Here is a 17778-nt window from a genome sequence, read left to right as displayed (position 1 = left end):
CACGTGCAAGGACTTTCCGGAACGGCCCACCGGGCACAGTTCCCGTGGCGTTCACCCGCCGGGCACGTGGAACTCACCGAGGGCGGGCAGGCTCCCGGCAGGGCTGAAGTTGGCTATACAACTTCAGCCGACACGACAGCCGTAGTGCCGCCGAGGAGAAGACCGATGACCGAGCTGCCGCCGTACTGGCTGCGCGACAACTGCCCGTGCGCCGAGTGCCGGGACCCGCGCAACGGACAGAAGCTGTTCCAGATCCACGAGCTGCCGCCGGACCTGGCGGTCGCCGCGAGCACGGAGGCCGACGGGCACCTGGAGGTGCTCTGGTCGGACGGGCACCGGTCGCGGTACCCGCGGGAGCGGCTCGACGGGACGGACGAGGGCGACGGGCGCACCGAGCGGGGCAAGCGGCTCTGGACGGCGGCGGACTTCGCGCCCGGCCTCCCCGGGGCGTCGTGGGAGGCCTACCTGACCGACCCGGCCGAGCAGGCCGCGGTGCTGGCCGCCGTCCGGGACAGCGGCTTCGCCGTGCTGCGCGGGGTGCCGACCGTCGAGCGGCAGGTGCTGCGGGTGGCGGAGAGCTTCGGGTACGTGCGGGTCACCAACTACGGGGAGCTGTTCGACGTCCGGGTCGAACCGTCCCCCAACAACCTCGCCTTCACCAGCGTCGCCATCGCCCCGCACACCGACAACCCGTACCGGGACCCGGTGCCGACCCTCCAGCTGCTGCACTGCCTGGAGAACTCGGCGACCGGCGGCGACTCCGGACTGGTGGACGGCTTCAAGGCCGCGGCGGTCCTCCGGGAGGAGGCGCCGGAGGCCTTCGAGGTCCTCACCCGCACGCCCGTCCCGTTCGTCTTCCGCGACCGCCGCACCGAGCTCCGGGCCGACCGCCCGCTGATCGACCTGGACCCGAAGGGGCGGATCCGCGAGGTCCGGTTCAACAACCGCTCGACCGGCACCCTGCGCGGATCGGGCCTGGACGCCTTCTACGCCGCCTACCGCCGCTTCGCCGAGATCACCCTGCGCCCCGAGCTCCAGCTCACCTTCCGCCTCGGCCCCGGCGACTGCCTGGTCTTCGACAACACCCGCCTGCTGCACGCCCGGACGGCCTTCCAGCAGGACGGCCACCGGCACCTCCAGGGCTGCTACGCCGACCTCGACTCGCTCTCCTCCACCCTCGCCGTGCTGCGCCGCCGGGCCGCCGCCCTGGACACGATCGCCGCACTGTTCGCCGGCGAGGGCGCCGCGGAGTACCTGGGCGAGGAGGTCACCATGGCCGAGCACATGCTCCAGGCCGCCGCTGCCGCCGAGGCGGCCGGGGCACCCGACCACCTGGTCGCCGCCGCACTGCTGCACGACGTCGGCCACTTCCACGGGGCCCTGCACGGAACGGATCTGATGCAGGGTCAGGACAACCGCCACAGCGACTCCGGGGCCGACTGGCTGGCGGGCTGGTTCGGCCCGGAGGTCACCGAGCCGGTCCGGCTGCACGTGGCCGCCAAGCGCTACCTGTGCGCGGTCGAGCCCGGCTACCGGGAGAAGCTCTCCGCGGCCTCCGAGTACACCCTGACCGTCCAGGGCGGCCCGATGGACGAGCAGCAGGCCGCCGCCTTCGCCGAACTCCCGGGCGCGCGGGACGCGGTGGCGGTGCGGCGCTGGGACGAGCAGGCGAAGGAGGCCGGCGCCCCGACGCCCGGCTTCGCGCACTACCGCCCGCTGCTCGCCGCGCTCATGCGGTAGTCGGCGGGGCTCAGTCCAGCTCCCGGGCGTGTCGCGAAAGCGCCGACGTGGCCAGGGAGTTGTGCACGCTGAACGCCACCGTCCCGGGCAGGTAGCGGTCCTGGGACCACTCCACCGGCGTGCCCGTCGGGTCGGTCGTGCGGCGCCGCTCGCGCAGCAGCGGACCGCCCCGGCGGCAGCCGAGCAGCCGGGCGTCCTCACCGTTGGCCGGGACGATGTCGATGGTGTGGTCGGCGTCGGTGAACAGGATGCCGTGCTCGCGCAGCACTTCGGTGTGCGAGACCACGTCCGGCGGCAGCTCGGCGACGATCTCGCCGACCCGCGGCGGGTAGACGGTGCGCTCGACCATCACCGGCGTGCCGGAGAGCGTCCGCAGCCGGACGATGACGTACACCTCGGCGCCCTGCTCCAGGCGCAGTTGCTCGCGTTCGGCGGCGTCGGCCGGGCGGCGCACCAGCGAGTCGAGGATGCCGCCGGGCTCCTCGCCCATCGAGTACGCCCAGTGCGTGAAGCTGAGCAGTTCGGAGAAGCTCTGCACCCGGGCGCCGCCGAGGACCACCCGGCGGGTGCCGCGGCGGGAGGTGACCAGTCCGTCGGAGCGCAGCACCGCGAGCGCCTGGCGGACGGTGCCGCGGGAGACGCCGTACTGCTCGGCCAGCGCGCCCTCGGCGGGCAGCCGGCCGGCCTCGCCGTACGCGCCGGTGGTGATCGCCTCGCGCAGGTCGGCGGCCACCTTCCGGTACAGCGCGCCGGGGCGCTCCGCCGGGGACTCCCCGGCCGCCGAGGGGGCTCCGGCCGCCGGGCTCCCGTCCGCGGCCGGGGGGCCCTCGGGGCGCTGGGGCTCAGTTGCCACGTCAGTCAATGTCCCTCCTGGGGCGGTGTCCTGCGCAGCCGTACCGGCGCGGACAGCCCGACCTTACTCCGCTGCGCCTTCGAAGCATCGCACCGAACGGATCACGCTCCGATGGCCGGATTCCACCGTTCCCGCACCCGACCCCGGCGCTGGGCCGTCCGTTCACCTTCCCGTCACCGGACTCCGGCGTACTTACTGCCGTCAGCGAAGTTGGCTAGTCAACTCGGACGACGTCGATCGATCGCTCACCCCGGTCGGCCCGCCGCCCTCCGCAAGGCCTCGCGAACCTTCGCAAGGCTTCACGAACCTTCGCAGGCCGTCCCAGGCCTTCGCGATCCTTCGCGAGACGCCAGCCCGCGGAACCCCCCGCGAGCGCCCTCGCAGTACGCCCCCTTAACAGGAGACTTCCCCGTGACCGTGCACCGCGCCCGCGCCGCCGCCTTCGCGGCCGTCCTGACCGCCGCCGCGCTCTCCCTCACCGCCTGCGGCTCCGCCGGTTCGAGCGCCAAGTCCGGCGACACCGCCCAGGGCGGCGCCAAGGACGCCAAGACGGCCACCTCCGCCGCCGACTTCGGCGGCATGGACGGCCTGATCGCCGCCGCCAAGAAGGAGGGCAAGCTGCACGTCATCACGCTGCCCCGGGACTGGGCGAACTACGGCAAGATCATCGACAGCTTCAAGGCCAAGTACGGCATCGAGGTCGAGGAGGAGAACCCGGACGGCTCCAGCCAGGACGAGATCAACGCGATCAACTCCCGCAAGGGCCAGGACCGCGCCCCCGACGTGGTCGACCTGGGCAGCGCCTTCGCCCTCCAGGCGGTCAAGGACGGCATCCTCGCCCCCTACAAGGTCGCCACCTTCGACAAGGTGCCGGACACCATGAAGGACGCGAACGGCGCCGCCGTCAACGACTACGGCGGCTACGTCTCCATCGGCTGCGACGCCAAGAAGATCGCCAACTGCCCGAAGACCTTCGCCGACCTGCTCAAGCCGGAGTACAAGGGCCAGGTCGCCCTCAACGGCAACCCGACCAAGTCCGGCTCCGCCTTCGGCGGCGTCTACGCGGCCGCGCTCGCCAACGGCGGTTCGCTGGACAACATCCAGCCCGGCATCGACTTCTTCGGCAAGCTGAAGCAGTCCGGCAACTTCAACCCGGTCGAGTCGACCCCGGCCACCGTCGAGAAGGGCGAGACCCCGATCTCGATCGACTGGTCCTACCTGAACGCCGGCTACACCGACGAGTTCAAGGACAAGGGCGTCGACTGGAAGGTCTCCATCCCGACCGACGGCTCCTACGCCCAGTTCTACAACCAGGCCGTCAACAAGTGGGCCCCGCACCCGGCGGCCGCCCGCCTGTGGCAGGAGTACCTGTTCAGCACCGAGGGCCAGAACCTCTTCCTCGGCGGCTACGCCACCCCGTCCACCTTCGAGGCCCTGAAGAAGGACGGCACCCTGGACGCCGCCGGCGCCGCCAAGCTGCCCACCGTCGAGAAGCCGTTCACCACCTTCCCGACCGTCGACCAGATCAACGCGGCCAAGAAGGTCGTCACCGAGAACTGGACCAAGGCGATCGCGGGCTGACACCCAGGCCACGTACCGCACTTCGGGCTGAGAAAAGGCACTCATGACCACGGCTCCCACCCCGGTGCCGACCACCCCCGCCGCCACCTCCCCCGGTGGCGGCGCGGGGGCGTCCGCCACCGCCACGACCACCTCCCCCACCACCACCGCGCCCGGCCCGCGGCGCCGGCCGCTCGCCCGCCTCGGCGGCGCGTCCTGGCTGGCGGCCGTGCCGCTGCTGCTGTTCTTCCTGATCGGCTTCGGCCTCCCCGCCGTCGCCATCGTGATCGGCGCGTTCACCACCTCCAGCGACGCGGAGTCCGGTGCCGGGCAGTTCACCTTCGACAACCTGACGGCCTCCGTCCAGGGCGGCTACCAGACGGCCATGCTGAGCAGCCTCAAGCTCTCCGCGCTGACCGCGCTGCTCGCCACCGTCCTCGGCCTGCCGCTCGCCCAGGCCGTCGTCACCTCCCGGCGCGGCTGGCTGCGCCAGGCGGTGCTCACCGCCTCCGGCGTGCTCGCCAACTTCGGCGGCCTGCCGCTCGCCTTCGCGTTCGTCGCCACCCTCGGCAACGCCGGCGAGATCACCAAGCTGCTGCACCTCACCGACCACGGCTGGTCGCTGTACTCGTTCACCGGCCTGACCGTCGTCTACCTGTACTTCCTCGTCCCGCTGATGGTGCTCACCATCACCCCGGCCCTGGACGGCCTGCGGACCCAGTGGCGCGAGGCGGCCCAGAACAACCGGGCCACCACCGTCCAGTACTGGCTCCACGTCGCCCTGCCGATCCTGCTGCCCTCCCTGCTCGGCGGCTTCGTGCTGCTCTTCGGCAGCGCCTTCGCCGCCTACGCGACGGCCGCCGCCATGGTCGGCGCGACCGTCCCGCTGGTCAGCCGCTCGATCGCGGACGCGCTCTCCGGCAACGTGCTGGTCGGCCAGGGCAACCTCGCCCTCGCCCTCAGCCTCAACATGATCTTCGTGGCCGTCCTGGTGATGGCCGTGTACCTCCCCCTCCAGCGCCGGAGCGCCCGATGGCTCAGCTGACCACCCCCGCCCGCCCCGGCCGACGCACCGTCCGCTGGTGGCGCGGAGCCGTGCTGCTGCTCGCCGGCGTCTACTTCGTCGTCCCGCTCGCGGCCTCCTTCTGGTTCTCGATCGACGACCCCCAGGGCATCTCCTTCGCGGCCTACACCGGGCTGCTCTCCGCCCCCGGCTTCCTGGACAGCCTCTGGCTGACCCTCGGCCTCGCCGTCGTGACCGTCGTGGTGCTGCTGTTCCTGCTCGTCCCGGCGCTGATCTCCGTGCGGCTCGGCTCGCCGAAGCTGCGCCCGGTGCTCGACGTGCTCTGCACCCTGCCGCTGGTCGTCCCGCCGGTCGCGCTGACCGCCGGCCTGATCGGCGTGCTCCGCTGGGGCCCGGACTACCTGATGGACACCCCGTTCTTCCAGACCTTCGTGTTCATCCAGGACCCGGACTTCCCGCTGGTGCTGGTCATCGCCTACGTGCTGATGGCCCTGCCGCTCGCCTACCGCGCCCTGGACGCCGGCCTGCGCTCGATGGACGTGCGCACCCTGGTCGAGGCCGCCCGCAACTGCGGCGCGAGCTGGCCGCGCGCGGTGTTCACCGTCGTCCTGCCCAACCTGCGCGGGGCGCTGCTGAACGCCTCCTTCCTCACCCTGGCCCTGGTGCTCGGCGAGTTCACCACCGCCTCGATCCTCGGCTTCCAGCCCTTCCCGGTCTGGATCTACTCGGTCGGCAACAGCCAGGCCCACATGTCGGTCGCGGTCTCCATCCTGAGCCTGCTGCTCACCTGGCTGCTGCTGCTCCTGCTGGCCACCGCCGGGCGCGAGCGCCGCGCCAAGACCGCCACCTCCTGAAACCCCCCGGAGTCACCAGTCATGACCACGGCCACCGCCATCGCCGCCGACGCCCCGCTCGCCCCCGGCAGCGCCACCGTCGAATTCCGTTCCCTGCGCCGCGCGTTCGGCGCCACCACCGCCCTCGACGGCCTGGACCTGACCGTCCGCCCGGGCGAGCTGCTCGCCCTGCTCGGCCCGTCCGGCTGCGGCAAGACCACCGCGCTGCGCATCCTGGCCGGCTTCGAGCAGCACGACTCCGGCGAGGTGCTGGTCGACGGCCAGGACATCACCGCGATCCCCGCGCACAAGCGCGACGCGGGCATGGTGTTCCAGTCCTACAGCCTCTTCCCGCACCTGACCGCGCTGGACAACGTCGCCTTCGGGCTGCGGATGCGCGGCACCGGCAAGGCCGAGCGCCGCAAGCGGGCCCAGGAGCTGCTGGAGCTGGTCGGCCTGCCGCACCGCGCCGACCACTACCCGCACCAGATGTCCGGCGGCCAGCAGCAGCGCATCGCGCTCGCCCGCGCGCTCGCCCTCCAGCCGCGCGTCCTGCTGCTGGACGAGCCGCTGTCCGCGCTGGACGCCAAGGTCCGCCTCCAGCTGCGCGAGGAGATCCGCCGCCTCCAGCAGGAGCTGGGCATCACCACCCTGTTCGTCACCCACGACCAGGAGGAGGCGCTGTCGATGGCCGACCGGGTCGCGGTGCTGCGGGCCGGACGGCTGGAGCAGTGCGCCGCCCCGTCCGAGCTGTACGGCCGGCCGGCCACCGCCTTCGTCGCCGAGTTCGTCGGCACCATGAGCCGCATCCCGTGCACCCGCACCTCGGACGGCGTCGAGGTGCTCGGCCGCCGGCACGCGGTGGACGGCGAGGTCCCGGCCGACGGCGAGCTCCAGGTGCTGGTCCGCCCGGAGAACGTCGCCCTGACCCCGGCCGAGGACGGCCCCGCGCTGGTGGTCACCGCCTCCTTCCTGGGCGCCGTCACCCGGCTCACCGTCCGCCTGGACGACGGCACCGAGGTCAAGGCCGACCTGCCCACCGAGGCCGCCGCCGCGCTGCCGGCCGGCGCCCGGGCCGCGCTCACCCTGCCGGAGCGCCCGGTGCTGGTGGACCGCCGCGCCGCCTGAGAGCCTCGTACCTCCCCGCTCCGCCCGACGACGTACCGGCGGAGCACCGAAGAAGCGCCGACGAAGCGCCGGAGAACCACCGAAGGTACCGCCATGCCTGACACCGCCATGCCCGCGTCCAACGCGCTGCCCGCCGCCGTCCTGTTCGACATGGACGGCACCCTGGTCGACACCGAGCAGCTGTGGTGGCAGACCGCCGCCGAGCTCGCCGAGGAACTGCGCCACCCGCTCACCGACCAGGACGCCCCCGAGGTGCTCGGCCAGGCCGTCGAGCACACCGCCGCCCACCTGCACGCGGTCAGCGGCACCGCCCTGAGCGAGGCCGAACTCGCCGCCCGGCTCGGCGAGTCCTTCGCCGCCAAGGTCGCCGCCGAGACGGTGCCGCGCCCCGGCGCGCTCGCCCTGCTGGCCGCGCTGCGCGACGCGGGGGTGCCGACCGCGCTGGTCTCCGCCTCCCCGCGCCGGGTGGTGGACCTGGTGCTGTCCGCCATCGGCCGGGACTGGTTCGCCGTCACCCTGGCCGCCGAGGACACCCCGCGCACCAAGCCCGCGCCCGACCCGTACCTCGCCGCCGCCGAACGGCTCGGCCTGGACCCGGCCGACTGCCTCGCCGTCGAGGACACCCCGACCGGGGTCGCCTCCGCCACCGCGGCCGGCTGCGCCGTGCTCGCCGTGCCGTCCACCCCGGTGCCGATGCCGCGGGGCGAGCGGATCACCCTGCTCGCCAGCCTGGAGCAGGCCGACCTCGCCCTGCTCGGGAAGCTCGCCGGCGCCGGCGCGGTTCGACCCTGACATGCCCTATCTCCTGCTCGCCCTGGCCATCATCAGCGAGGTCTGCGCCACCAGCTGCCTCAAGCTCACCGAGGGGTTCACCCGGCTCTGGCCGAGCCTCGGCGTCGGTGTCGGCTACGTGCTCTCCTTCCTGCTGCTCGGCCGCGCGCTCAAGCACATACCGGTCTCGGTCGCCTACGCGGTCTGGTCCGGGGCCGGCACCGCGGCGGTCGCCGGGATCGGGGTGGTCGCCTTCGGCGAGTCGCTCGGGCGGCTCCAGTGGCTGGGGATCGCGCTGGTGATCGTCGGGGTGGTCGTGCTCAACCTCAGGGGCGGGCACTCCTGACGCCGTTTCCGACGCCCTTTCTGACGTTCCGTCAACTCTGAATTCGCTGGTCAACTCCCCTGCCGGGGCGGGAAGTCGGACGTGCCGACGACCCGCCCCGGACGCTTCGCTACGGTGTCCCCCATGACGGACCCCCGCCCACACCACTACCGCTTCGTCCACCGCGAGCTGGCCCGCCAGGTGCTGGAGTTCGGCCCGCGCGTGGCCACCCCGACCCCGGACGGCGGCAGCCTGCTGCCCGTCGTCACCCAGATCTGGGACGACCTCGGCAGCACCCTGCCGCCCGAGGACCGCCTGCCCGACCACGGCCTCGACTGCCGCCACCTGTCGGTCGACGGCCACCACATGCTGCTGGTCACCCTGCCCGCCCCGGTCGGCGCCACCGAGGCCCACTTCGTCGCCGCCGTCCAGCCGGGCGGCGCCAGGACCGTCCGCTACGTGACCCTGGAGCACGCGTTCAGCCCCTTCGACGGCAGCCCCGGCACCGTCCTCGGCGAGTGGACCGCCGAGAGCCACCTCAACCACGGCCCGGGGCCCTCCCCCGTCGCCGAGCTGTTCGTCACGGCCGTGGTGCGGCTCGTCACCCCGAAGAAGCGCGGCTTCTGGCGCCGCTGAGAGCGACCGTACGTATACACCTCGAAGCTGGGCCGCCGACGTCAAGAAGGCGTCGACGGCCCGTAAAGGTCCCGTAACGACCGCCTCCGGTTACGACCGTGACGATCTCTCCCCGGTCGGCTGGAGCTATGCTCGCCCGGTCCGACAATCGACGCATCGGGGGGCGAAAGTGTCCGACTTCAAAGTCAGTACCGAATTCCTCGCAAAACTGGCCCAAGACCTCAAAGGCTGTGCCGACGAACTCGACCAGGGCCTCAAGGCCTTCGAGGCGGCCGGCCACACCGGCACCGGCTTCGACTTCCTGGACGAGGCCTGCGGGCACTTCAAGGACAAGTGGCAGTTCGGCCTGAAGAAGGTCCGCGAGTGCGTCAAGGCCCTGGACGAGGGCCTTGAGCAGGTGCAGAAGAACTACGACGGCACCGAGCAGAGCATCGTCAAGGTCCTCGCCCCGGCGGGGCAGTCGTGAGCGCCCCCACGCCGGCGCCCGACTGGTCCGGCCTCGGCTTCAACCCCACGCCCGGCGACTCCGCCGCCGTCACCGCGCTCAGCACCAGCCTGCGCCGGGTCGGCCAGCACCTGAGCGGTGTACACACCACGCTCTCCCAGATCTCCAACAACGAGGGCCAGTGGACGGGTGAGGCCGCCAAGAAGTTCTCCGAGCAGTTCGGCAAGCTCCCCGGCTACCTCCAGGACGCCGCCGACTCGATCACCTCGGCCTACACGGCGCTCGACGTCTGGTACAAGGCGCTGACCGAACACCAGCCCAAGGCCGCCGAGTTGGCCGCCTCCGCGGTCACCGCCAAGAAGAAGAAGGAGGAGGCGGACAAGGCCCACAGCGCCGCGGCCGCCGCCCCCGACCTCCAACTGGCCGGCCGCTCCTACCCCGACGACGCCAGCCTCGCCGCCGCGGAGCAGCGCTACAACACGGCGAAGAACCACCTGGACTCCGCCGCCGGCCTGCTCACCAGCGCCTCCAACGAGCTGGCCGGCCTCCAGAAGCAGGCCCACGAGCTCGCCGGGACCCACAAGTCGGACGCCCAGAAGACGGCCGAGGCCGTCCGCAAGGCCGCCGACAGCAAGGCCCCGCCGGAGCCGGGCATGCTCAGCAAGATCGGCGACTGGTTCAGCAAGCACGGCGGGGACCTGCTGACGGTGGCCTCCGGCATCTGCGGCGTCGCGGCCATCTTCTGCCCCGCGTTCGCCCTGCCCGCCATCCTGCTGAGCGTCGGCGCGGCGGGCCTGCACGCCAAGCAGTACGGCATCAAGGGCCTGATGCCGACCAGCTGGGACAACCTCGGCAACGACCTCACCCTGGCCGGCGACCTCCTCGGGGCCCTGCCCGGAGGCGCCCTCCTCAAGGGCGGGGTCACCGCGTTCCGGGGCGCCCGCGCCGCCGAGGGCGGGGCCAAGGCCGTGAGCGCCGGCGCCAAGGAGATCCGCGTCGCCGCCCGGGCGATGGACCCGGCCAGCCCGATCTTCACCACCGCGATCGAGAAGCCCGCCATGAAGCTCGGGCTCTCCAAGGCCGCCGCGATGAACGTCTCCGACGGCGTGCAGGCGGCCAGCGGGGTCGCGCTGACGGCCCCCACCGCGGCCGGCCTCTTCACCGACAGCCCGAGCCCGGGGCTGGGCGCCGCGATCAACTACACCACCGGCGGCGGCACCGCGCTCAACGGAGCCGGCGGCGCCATCGGCGGCAGCGGCAAGGGCCGGATCCTGCCCGCCCTGCTCGGCGGCGGCAGCGCGATCGTCACCGGTGTCTGGGGAGTGGGACATGACTGATACGACCATGCCGTCCGTCTGGCTCTCCCTGCCCGAGGGGTTCACGGACATCGACCTGGCCGAGGACCCGGGCGACCGGATGAGCCGGATCGTGGACGGGCTCGACGGGCTCACCGACGCCGGTCCGGAGCAGAAGCTCGGCATCGCCGTCTCCGCCGAGCTCGCCCTCCAGGCACAGCTGCGCGAGGGTGCGGTGCACGTCTCCAACTGCCTGGTGCAGACCGAGGAGGGCCAGATCGTCCAGGGCGTGTTCAGCCTGTACCTGCGCGAGCAGGAGCAGGGCGCCCCGGGCGGCTACCCCCAGCGCGTCGCCCGGGAGCTCGCGACCGCCTGGCCGGACGCCGACATCGAGGTCCTCGACTTCCCGCTCGGCCGGGCCGCCGTGACCGTCCGCGACCTGGCCGTGCCCGTCTCCGGGACGGCCTACGGCCTGCCGGGATCGGGCGTCACCACCGTCCGCCAACTGGAGGCCCTGTTCGCGCACCCGTGGAGCCCCCACGTGCTCGCCGTCGTCTTCTCCACCCAGCACCTGGACTACTGGGACGGCTGGTCGGTCCTGGTGGGCGCCGCCATCAGCGGGATCTCCTTCTACCCCCCGCTGAACGAGACGTCGAACGCCCTGCCGCCCGAGCGGCAGGACAACATCCGGAAGGCCTTCGGGTGACGATCACCCAGCCCGACCAGGGCACCACCCAGAGCGGGCCCCGCCGACTCGGCGGGGCCCTGGCCCTCATCGCCGTCACCACGGCGGTGCTCGTCGGCGTCATCGCGCTGGACGTCTACGTCAACTCGTTCCTCGCCGCGGTGGTGGGGCTCGCCTACCCGCTGATCGTGCTGTACGCGTTCGCCGTGCGCCGCGACGCCGACAGCAACCCCCGGTTCCAGAAGAACATGGTCGCCTGGGGCCTGGGCATCTCCGTCGTCGGCTTCGTCGCCTACCTGGCCGGTACCGAGGCCTGGGCGAACCTGATCCTGGGTTCGGGGCGGACCGTGCAGGCCGTGGTCGTCGACGAGAAGGTCACCGACGCGCTCCACGGCACCGGGCGGGCGTACAGCCTGGCCTCCACGGAGCTGAACGACGACGTGCCGGGCGGCCCGCTCACGGAGAGCTCCCCCCGGTTCAAGCGCGGCCAGGTGATCACCGTCCGGATGGACCCGGCCGGGCGGGTCGCCCCCAAGCTCCCCGGCGAGGCCGACTCCTCCGCCTACCTGCTGGCGTTCCTCGGCTGCAACGTCCTGATCGACGGCACCCTGCTCTGGTCGGTGCGCCGGCCGAAGGAGTCGTCCGCCTGAGCCGGCCGGTCGCCTGAGCCCACCGTTCCGCCCCGGGCCGCCGCCCGGGGCGGAACGCCGCATCAGCCCAGCAGCGCGGGCAGTTCGGCGATCGAGCCGAGGACGTGGGTGGCGCCGTCGGCCCGCAGCCGGGCCTCGTCGTGGGCGCCGGTGAGGACGCCCGCGACGACCGGGGCGCCGGCCCGGGTGCCGGTCAGCATGTCGTAGCCGGTGTCGCCGGCGACGGCGATCTGGCGGACCGAGTCGGTGCCGGTGCGCAGCAGGGCGGTGAGCGCGAGGTCGGGGTACGGGCGGCCGCGGCCGGCCTCGGCGGGGCAGAGGGTCAGGTCGGCGACGGACCGCCAGCCGAGGGCGTCCAGGATGCGGTCCTGGGTGGCCCGGGAGAAGCCGGTGGTGAGGACCACCTTGCGGCCCTGGCCGCGCAGTTCGGCGATGGCCTCGGCGGCGCCGGGCAGGGCGGCGCAGTGCCCGGCGTCGACCAGGTCGTGGTAGGCGGCCTCGAAGGCGGTGTTGGCCCGCTGGGCCTTCTCCTCCGCGCCGAACAGGTGCCGGAAGACGGAGATCTTGGACTCGCCCATGGTGGCCCGGACATGGGCCAGCATCGGGTCGAACTCCGGGCTGCCGGCCTCGACGCCGAGCGCCGCGGCGGCCGCGGTGAAGGCCTGCTCGACGAGGCCGTCGTCGGCCACGGTGGTGCCGGCCATGTCGAGCACGACCAGGCGGATGTCGGCGGTCACAGCGGCATTGGTCACAGCGGTATCGGTCACAGCGGTGTTGCTCACAGCGGCGCTCCTTACAGGTTGGCGAGGTCGGCGGTGGTCTCGGCGATGGCGGGCGAGCAGGTCATGCCGCGGCCGCCGGGGCCGGTGACCAGCCAGACGCCGTCGCGCACGCGCTCGCGGTGGACGACCCGGGTGGTGTCGACGCACTGCGCGTACACCCCGGCCCAGCGGCGGCGGATCCGCGGCATCGGGCGGCCGAGCAGGTCCTCGACGACGCCGACCAGGTGGTCGTACGGGTCCTCGACGACGTCGAAGCCGAACGGCTGGTCGTACTCGTGGGTGTCGCCGATGGTCAGGCCGCCGTCGCGGCGCTGGACCATCAGCAGCTGCATCCGGTGCTCGGCGGCGACGGGCGGCTGCGGCTGGGTCTCGCGCAGCCGGTCCAGGGCGGTGCCGGCGAAGGCGGGGTAGTAGCGGAAGCTGTCGCCGTCGGCGACGGAGGTGGTGAGGGTCTCGCCGAGCGGGTCGGTCTGCATCATCTGGAGCCGCACCCGGCGGACCGGCAGGGCGGGGGCGAGTTCGCGGACCAGGCCGCCGAGCCAGGCGCCGGTGCAGAGGACGACCAGGTCGCCGGTGTGGACGTCGCCGTGGTCGTCGCGGACGGCGTTCTCGCCGACCACCTCGCGCACCTCGCGCCCGGGCAGGAAGGTGTACCGGCCGGTGGCCTCCAGGGCGGCGCGCAGCGCGGGCTGGGCGGTGCGGGGTTCGACGGCGGCGTCGCGCCCGCACCACAGGGCGCCGAGCAGCTTGCCGCGCAGGGCCGGGTTGGCGGCGCGGGTCTCGTCCGGGTCGAGCAGCCGGTAGCCGCGGGCGGCGGCGTCCGGCAGGGCCAGGGCCTGTTCGGCGACGGCGAGTTCGGCCTCGGTGCGGATCGCGGTGAGCGATCCGTTGGCCCGGAAGCCGAGGTCCGGGACGCGGGCGCCGATGGACTCCCACAGTTCGCGGGCGCGCAGCGCGGTGTCCAGTTCCTCGCCCTGCGCGCGGCCGCTGACCCAGACCAGGCCGAAGTTGCGCACCGAGGCGCCGCGCGCCTCGGTCTCGCGCTCCAGGTGGACGACCTCGTGGCCGCGTTCGACGGCCTGCCAGGCGTGCATGCTGCCCAGGACGCCTGCTCCTACGACGATGACTCTCATGCGTCCAGGCTGGTGCGCCCGGGTGTCCGAGGGGCGTCGGGACGCCGTCCCGCAGATGAACCACCTGGGAAGTTGTACAGACAACACGTCGGCCACCCCGAGGCCGCCGCGGCGGCTACGACCGCACCACCCGGGCCCGCAGGTAGTTGCGCCGCCCGAAGTTCGGCTCGTCCACCGCCGTCAGCTCCTCCACCTGGAACCGGTACAGCGCCGCCGCCCCGCCCCCGGTCAGGAACTGCCGCCGGACCTCCTCGTCCCGCGCGAAGACCGGGTAGCGCCCCTGGTAGGCGGCCAGCGCCGCCTCGGCCTGCCGCCCCCAGGCCTCGCTCGCGCTGCCGGTCAGCTGGAGGCCGCGCAGCTGCTCGCCGAAGACCGGCGGCGGCAGGAAGACGGTGGCGGCGGCCCGGGCCTCCTCGGCCAGGTGGTGGCTGTGCCGGGTGGAGCGCTCGCTGACGAAGTAGAGGACGAGGTCGTCGTCGTACGCGAAGAAGGCCAGGTTGGCGTGCGGGCCGTGCTCGTGGCCCGCGGTGGCGAGGGTGAGCACCATGGCCTCGGCCAACAGCCCCTCGACGCCCTTGTGCAGCAGGTCGCCCGGCCAGTCCCCCTGCGTGATGTCGAGTCGGTACGGCATTCGGCACTCCCTCCGCTGGCACGCCCGGCGCCCGCGCGCCCGAGCACGACTGAGCCGGGCGGGCGCCCCCCGAAGGAGGCTCCACGCCCGGCTCACATGCTCCACCCGCCGTCCGAGACCGGACAAGGGGCAGGGGCGGAAGTCCGGCTCAGCGCTGCCGGGACTCGTACGACGCGTACCCGCGGGCCACGACCGGCGGCTGCCCCGGTCCGAGCAGCGGCCGCAGCGCGCCCGCCCGCATCCGGTCCACCAGCGGACCGCAGCGCCCGGCGAGCGGCGCCAGCACCGCCGCGGCCAGCAGCCCGACCAGCGCGCCCACCGCCACGTCGTGCGGGTAGTGCACGCCGACCCAGACCCGGGAGGCGGCCATCAGCACCGCGAACAGGCCGGCCACCAGGCCGAGCCGCCGGTTGACGAACCAGAGCGCGGTCGCGGCGGCGAAGGCGATCACCGAGTGGTTGCTCGGGAAGGACCAGTCCCCGGTGCCCGGGCAGGTCTCCAGCGAGACGCTGCCGGGGATCTGCGCGCACGGCCGGAGTTCCTCGACCGCGCCCTTGAACACCGAGTTGACGCCGTAGGCGACGACCACGATCACCGGCGAGGCGAGCACCCTGGCCATCACGGCCGAGTCCGCGCCGCGCGCCCGCCACCAGGCGTAGAGCATGAAGACCGCGAACAGCCCGAGGCCGAGCGCCGACCAGACCTTGATCAGCTCGTCCAGCCAGTGCGGCGCCGACTGCGCCCAGCCGTTGACCCGGGTGTACAGGCCGCCGTCGATTCCGCTGCCGTCGTACACGGCGAGCGCCCTGGAGGGCGTCACATGTCACCTCCGTGACGTCGCGCCTTACGGGCGCGGAACAGTTCGAGAACAATAGGGAGCACGGAGACAACTACTACCAGACCGATGATCGGCAGCAGGTACTGGTCGATGCCGGGGATGGACGAGCCCAGCCCGTACCCGGCGAACACCACGCCGACCGTCCAGACCACGCCTCCGACCACCTGCCACAGGGTGAACGAGCGGACCGGCACGTCGAGCACGCCGCAGAGCGGATTCAGCACCGTTCGGACCACCGGGATGAACCGGGCGAGCACGATCGCCTTGCCGTGGCCGTACTTGGCGAGCAGCTCCTCGGCCCGCGCCACGCCCTCCAGCAGGCTCTTGCGCCTGGTCCGGCCGAGCAGCGCCCGGCCGCCGCGCCGGCCGATCAGGTAGCCGACCTGGGCGCCGACGAGCGCGCCGACCAGGGCGGCGGGCAGCACCTGCCACAGGTGCAGCTGCGGGCCCTTGGTGGCGCCGGGCACGCAGAGCAGCCCGGCGGTGAACAGCAGCGAGTCGCCGGGCAGGAAGAAGCCCACCAGCAGCCCGGTCTCGGCGAACAGCACGACGGCGATGCCGAGCGCGCCGAAGGCGGCGAGCAGTGAGGACGCGTCCAGCGGGTTCACCGCGAGGTGAACGGCCGGATCGGCGAGGAACTGGAGCAAGGCCGACGGACCTCCCGTACGTTGGAGGGCGGTTCGCACCGAACCCGCCCGGACCGTCTACAGTTGCGTAGACGGTCTACACGACTGTAGACGATACTTGGAGGAAGCGCCGCCATGCCCGACGTACCGTCCGCCCGCCGGCCCGCCGGGGAGCTGGAGGCCGAGGTGCTGGCCGCCCTCTGGTCCGCCCGGCAGCCGATGACGCCGCAGGACGTCCAGGCCGCGCTCGGCGGGGACCTCGCCCGCACCACCATCGCGACGATCCTGGCCCGGCTGTTCGACAAGGGGACGGTCGAGCGCACCCGGGCCGGCCGCGCCTACGCCTACACCCCGACCGTCCAGGACACCGCCGGGCTCGCCGCCCGCCGGATGCACACCGAGCTCGGCCGCGAGACCGACCGCTCCACCGTGCTGGCCCGCTTCGTCTCCGACCTCTCCGCCGAGGACGAGCAGCTGCTGCGCGACCTCCTCGGCGACGGCAACCCCGGGGCTCAGACACCGGGAACGGCGGGCCGATGATGCTCGCCGTCTGGGTCCCCCTGCTGCTGCCCTTCCTGGCCGCCCCGCTGGCCCGCCGCCTCGCCGATGCGCTGCCGCCGCGGGCCGCCGCCTGGATGCTGGCCGGCAGCGCCGCCGTCCTGGCCGGCGGCACCCTCTGCTCGCTCGGCCTGCTGGCCGCCGCCGGACTGCTCCAGCTCCCGCCGGTCGCCGCCCTCGGCCACCTCTCGCTGCCCTGGCTCACCGCGGCCGCGCCCGACGCGCCGTTCCCGGCCGCGCTGGCCGCCCTGGCCCTCCTCGCGCTCGGCGCCCTGGCGGTGCGCACCGCCCGCCGACGGCTGCGGGAGTTGCGCGCCGCCCGGGCCGCGCTCCCGGCCGACGCGCACCGCGCGGAGCCCGCCGACGGCCCCCGTCCGGACCGTGGACCTTCCCCCGCCCAGCATCCGGACACGCGCCCCCCGCGCGCCTCCGTGCGCCGGTCACGCCCCCCGGCATGGCCGGCCGCGCTCCTCCGGCCCGCCGCCCTGCTGCGGCCCGCCGACCACCCGCTCACCGTCCTCGACGACGAGTGCGCCGACGCCTTCGCCCTGCCCGGCCGCCTGGGCCGCCCCGGCCGACCGGGCGAGCCCGGCCGGATCGTGGTCACCTCCGGCATGCTGCGCGCCCTCAGCGGCCCCGAGCGCTCCGCCCTGCTCGCCCATGAACGGGCCCACCTGACCGCCCGCCACCACCTCTTCCTCGCCCTCGCCGAGCACGCCGCCGACGTCCACCCGGCACTCCGCCCGCTGCGCGCACCCCTCGGCTACCACCTGGAGCGCTGGGCCGACGAGGTGGCCGCCGCCCGGGTCGGCGACCGCGCCGTCACCGCCCGCGCGGTCGGCCGGGCCGCCCTGGCCGCGAGCCGCTCCCCTTGGCCGGCCCGCCCCCGGCTGGTCGCCGCCGCCCACTCCGGCCCGGTCCCGCGCCGGGTCGCCGCACTGCTCCAGCCCCGCCCGGCCACCGCCCCCGGCACCTGGCTGCGGGCCGCCGCCGTGGCCCTGGCCGCCTGCCTGGCGCTGAGCACCGGCGCCGCCCTGGAGGCCGGCGCCGACCTGCACCACACCGTGGAGGCGGCCCAGCAGGGCTCCGGCGCGCAGCGCTGACCCCGTCCGGTCGCCAGGCGGTACGGCGGTACGGAACGCGGGCCCGCGTTCCGTACCGCCCGGTATGCCGACTTGCCCGACCCCGTCCCCAGCGGCCCACCGCCCCCGTACGCTTTCGTCAGCGCGTCGGCCCCGACGCGTCCTCGAACGGCGGCGAGGAGC

20 protein-coding genes are annotated in these 17778 nt (G+C 73.7%); 14 read left to right on the top strand and 6 right to left on the bottom strand.

Going from position 1 to position 17778, the window contains the following annotated elements:
* The first annotated feature begins 165 nt into the window (after positions 1 to 165).
* Positions 166 to 1740 carry a 2-trimethylaminoethylphosphonate dioxygenase gene (tmpA, locus tag ACWDD9_RS17265; RefSeq protein ID WP_375873264.1) on the top strand — a complete coding sequence of 525 codons (1575 nt, stop codon included), beginning with the start codon at positions 166 to 168 and terminating at the stop codon, positions 1738 to 1740.
* 10 nt (positions 1741 to 1750) lie between these two features.
* Here the strand turns inward: tmpA and ACWDD9_RS17260 are convergent, their stop codons facing one another.
* Positions 1751 to 2593, bottom strand: coding sequence for a GntR family transcriptional regulator (locus tag ACWDD9_RS17260; RefSeq protein ID WP_380779248.1), 843 nt, complete (start codon positions 2591 to 2593; stop codon positions 1751 to 1753).
* Between the two features lie 411 nt (positions 2594 to 3004).
* Between ACWDD9_RS17260 and ACWDD9_RS17255 the strand changes: the two genes are divergently transcribed.
* The 11 genes from ACWDD9_RS17255 (at position 3005) to ACWDD9_RS17205 (ending at position 11945) form a co-directional block, all read left to right on the top strand.
* Positions 3005 to 4174, top strand: coding sequence for an ABC transporter substrate-binding protein (locus ACWDD9_RS17255; RefSeq protein ID WP_049657932.1), 1170 nt, complete (start codon positions 3005 to 3007; stop codon positions 4172 to 4174).
* A 43-nt stretch (positions 4175 to 4217) separates the two neighbouring features.
* On the top strand, positions 4218 to 5198 hold the full coding sequence (locus tag ACWDD9_RS17250; RefSeq protein ID WP_074001649.1) for an ABC transporter permease: 981 nt from the start codon (positions 4218 to 4220) through the stop codon (positions 5196 to 5198).
* Positions 5186 to 6031 carry an ABC transporter permease gene (locus ACWDD9_RS17245; protein WP_449811950.1) on the top strand — a complete coding sequence of 282 codons (846 nt, stop codon included), beginning with the start codon at positions 5186 to 5188 and terminating at the stop codon, positions 6029 to 6031. Before ACWDD9_RS17250 ends, ACWDD9_RS17245 begins: the two co-directional genes overlap by 13 nt.
* Positions 6032 to 6052: 21 nt before the next feature.
* Positions 6053 to 7138, top strand: a complete 1086-nt coding sequence (locus ACWDD9_RS17240) for an ABC transporter ATP-binding protein (protein WP_449811949.1) — start codon at positions 6053 to 6055, stop codon at positions 7136 to 7138.
* 93 nt (positions 7139 to 7231) lie between these two features.
* On the top strand, positions 7232 to 7930 hold the full coding sequence (locus ACWDD9_RS17235) for an HAD family hydrolase (RefSeq protein ID WP_259316766.1): 699 nt from the start codon (positions 7232 to 7234) through the stop codon (positions 7928 to 7930).
* A gap of 1 nt (position 7931) precedes the next feature.
* Positions 7932 to 8255 (top strand): DMT family transporter, encoded by a 324-nt coding sequence (locus ACWDD9_RS17230; protein WP_049654278.1) that lies wholly within the window; start codon positions 7932 to 7934, stop codon positions 8253 to 8255.
* Positions 8256 to 8378: 123 nt separating this feature from the next.
* Entirely contained in the window at positions 8379 to 8870 is a 492-nt protein-coding gene (locus ACWDD9_RS17225; RefSeq protein ID WP_074001651.1) for a hypothetical protein, read from the top strand.
* Positions 8871 to 9039: 169 nt separating this feature from the next.
* Positions 9040 to 9336 carry a hypothetical protein gene (locus ACWDD9_RS17220; RefSeq protein WP_049654274.1) on the top strand — a complete coding sequence of 99 codons (297 nt, stop codon included), beginning with the start codon at positions 9040 to 9042 and terminating at the stop codon, positions 9334 to 9336.
* Entirely contained in the window at positions 9333 to 10652 is a 1320-nt protein-coding gene (locus ACWDD9_RS17215; protein WP_449811948.1) for a putative T7SS-secreted protein, read from the top strand. Before ACWDD9_RS17220 ends, ACWDD9_RS17215 begins: the two co-directional genes overlap by 4 nt.
* On the top strand, positions 10645 to 11316 hold the full coding sequence (locus ACWDD9_RS17210; RefSeq protein ID WP_449811947.1) for a hypothetical protein: 672 nt from the start codon (positions 10645 to 10647) through the stop codon (positions 11314 to 11316). The genes ACWDD9_RS17215 and ACWDD9_RS17210 overlap by 8 nt, the downstream gene beginning before the upstream one ends.
* Positions 11313 to 11945, top strand: coding sequence for a hypothetical protein (locus ACWDD9_RS17205; RefSeq protein ID WP_449811946.1), 633 nt, complete (start codon positions 11313 to 11315; stop codon positions 11943 to 11945). The genes ACWDD9_RS17210 and ACWDD9_RS17205 overlap by 4 nt, the downstream gene beginning before the upstream one ends.
* A gap of 62 nt (positions 11946 to 12007) precedes the next feature.
* On the opposite strand, the gene ACWDD9_RS17200 is transcribed toward ACWDD9_RS17205, so the two are convergent.
* From ACWDD9_RS17200 to ACWDD9_RS17180, 5 genes are all read right to left on the bottom strand, one after another.
* Positions 12008 to 12727, bottom strand: coding sequence for a phosphonatase-like hydrolase (locus ACWDD9_RS17200; RefSeq protein WP_304414270.1), 720 nt, complete (start codon positions 12725 to 12727; stop codon positions 12008 to 12010).
* Between the two features lie 11 nt (positions 12728 to 12738).
* Positions 12739 to 13860 (bottom strand): TIGR03364 family FAD-dependent oxidoreductase, encoded by a 1122-nt coding sequence (locus ACWDD9_RS17195; protein WP_049654265.1) that lies wholly within the window; start codon positions 13858 to 13860, stop codon positions 12739 to 12741.
* 115 nt (positions 13861 to 13975) lie between these two features.
* Positions 13976 to 14491 carry a pyridoxamine 5'-phosphate oxidase family protein gene (locus ACWDD9_RS17190; protein WP_049654261.1) on the bottom strand — a complete coding sequence of 172 codons (516 nt, stop codon included), beginning with the start codon at positions 14489 to 14491 and terminating at the stop codon, positions 13976 to 13978.
* 148 nt (positions 14492 to 14639) lie between these two features.
* Positions 14640 to 15311: a phosphatase PAP2 family protein gene (locus tag ACWDD9_RS17185; protein WP_074001654.1), complete on the bottom strand. Its 672-nt coding sequence runs from the start codon at positions 15309 to 15311 to the stop codon at positions 14640 to 14642.
* Positions 15308 to 15976, bottom strand: a complete 669-nt coding sequence (locus tag ACWDD9_RS17180; protein WP_375873259.1) for a DedA family protein — start codon at positions 15974 to 15976, stop codon at positions 15308 to 15310. Before ACWDD9_RS17180 ends, ACWDD9_RS17185 begins: the two co-directional genes overlap by 4 nt.
* Before the next feature lie 114 nt (positions 15977 to 16090).
* Here ACWDD9_RS17180 and ACWDD9_RS17175 point away from each other — a divergent pair, with 114 nt between their 5' ends.
* A complete protein-coding gene (locus ACWDD9_RS17175) occupies positions 16091 to 16495 on the top strand; it encodes a BlaI/MecI/CopY family transcriptional regulator (protein WP_049654255.1) in 405 nt (134 codons plus the stop codon).
* Complete coding sequence (locus tag ACWDD9_RS17170; protein WP_449811945.1) at positions 16492 to 17616, top strand: M56 family metallopeptidase; 1125 nt, start codon at positions 16492 to 16494, stop codon at positions 17614 to 17616. Before ACWDD9_RS17175 ends, ACWDD9_RS17170 begins: the two co-directional genes overlap by 4 nt.
* The last annotated feature ends 162 nt before the right edge of the window (positions 17617 to 17778 follow it).

This window comes from Kitasatospora sp. NPDC001119, from assembly GCF_053598475.1.
This window is presented reverse-complemented; position numbering and strand designations above follow the sequence as displayed.

Coding starts and splice junctions, on each gene's coding strand:
- ACWDD9_RS17225 (WP_074001651.1), top strand. CDS start 8,379: ATGACGGACCCCCGCCCACACCACTACCGCTTCGTCCACCGCGAGCTG.
- ACWDD9_RS17170 (WP_449811945.1), top strand. CDS start 16,492: ATGATGCTCGCCGTCTGGGTCCCCCTGCTGCTGCCCTTCCTGGCCGCC.
- ACWDD9_RS17190 (WP_049654261.1), bottom strand. CDS start 14,491: ATGCCGTACCGACTCGACATCACGCAGGGGGACTGGCCGGGCGACCTG.
- ACWDD9_RS17235 (WP_259316766.1), top strand. CDS start 7,232: ATGCCTGACACCGCCATGCCCGCGTCCAACGCGCTGCCCGCCGCCGTC.
- ACWDD9_RS17230 (WP_049654278.1), top strand. CDS start 7,932: ATGCCCTATCTCCTGCTCGCCCTGGCCATCATCAGCGAGGTCTGCGCC.
- ACWDD9_RS17175 (WP_049654255.1), top strand. CDS start 16,091: ATGCCCGACGTACCGTCCGCCCGCCGGCCCGCCGGGGAGCTGGAGGCC.
- ACWDD9_RS17210 (WP_449811947.1), top strand. CDS start 10,645: ATGACTGATACGACCATGCCGTCCGTCTGGCTCTCCCTGCCCGAGGGG.
- tmpA (WP_375873264.1), top strand. CDS start 166: ATGACCGAGCTGCCGCCGTACTGGCTGCGCGACAACTGCCCGTGCGCC.
- ACWDD9_RS17195 (WP_049654265.1), bottom strand. CDS start 13,860: ATGAGAGTCATCGTCGTAGGAGCAGGCGTCCTGGGCAGCATGCACGCC.
- ACWDD9_RS17245 (WP_449811950.1), top strand. CDS start 5,186: ATGGCTCAGCTGACCACCCCCGCCCGCCCCGGCCGACGCACCGTCCGC.
- ACWDD9_RS17240 (WP_449811949.1), top strand. CDS start 6,053: ATGACCACGGCCACCGCCATCGCCGCCGACGCCCCGCTCGCCCCCGGC.
- ACWDD9_RS17250 (WP_074001649.1), top strand. CDS start 4,218: ATGACCACGGCTCCCACCCCGGTGCCGACCACCCCCGCCGCCACCTCC.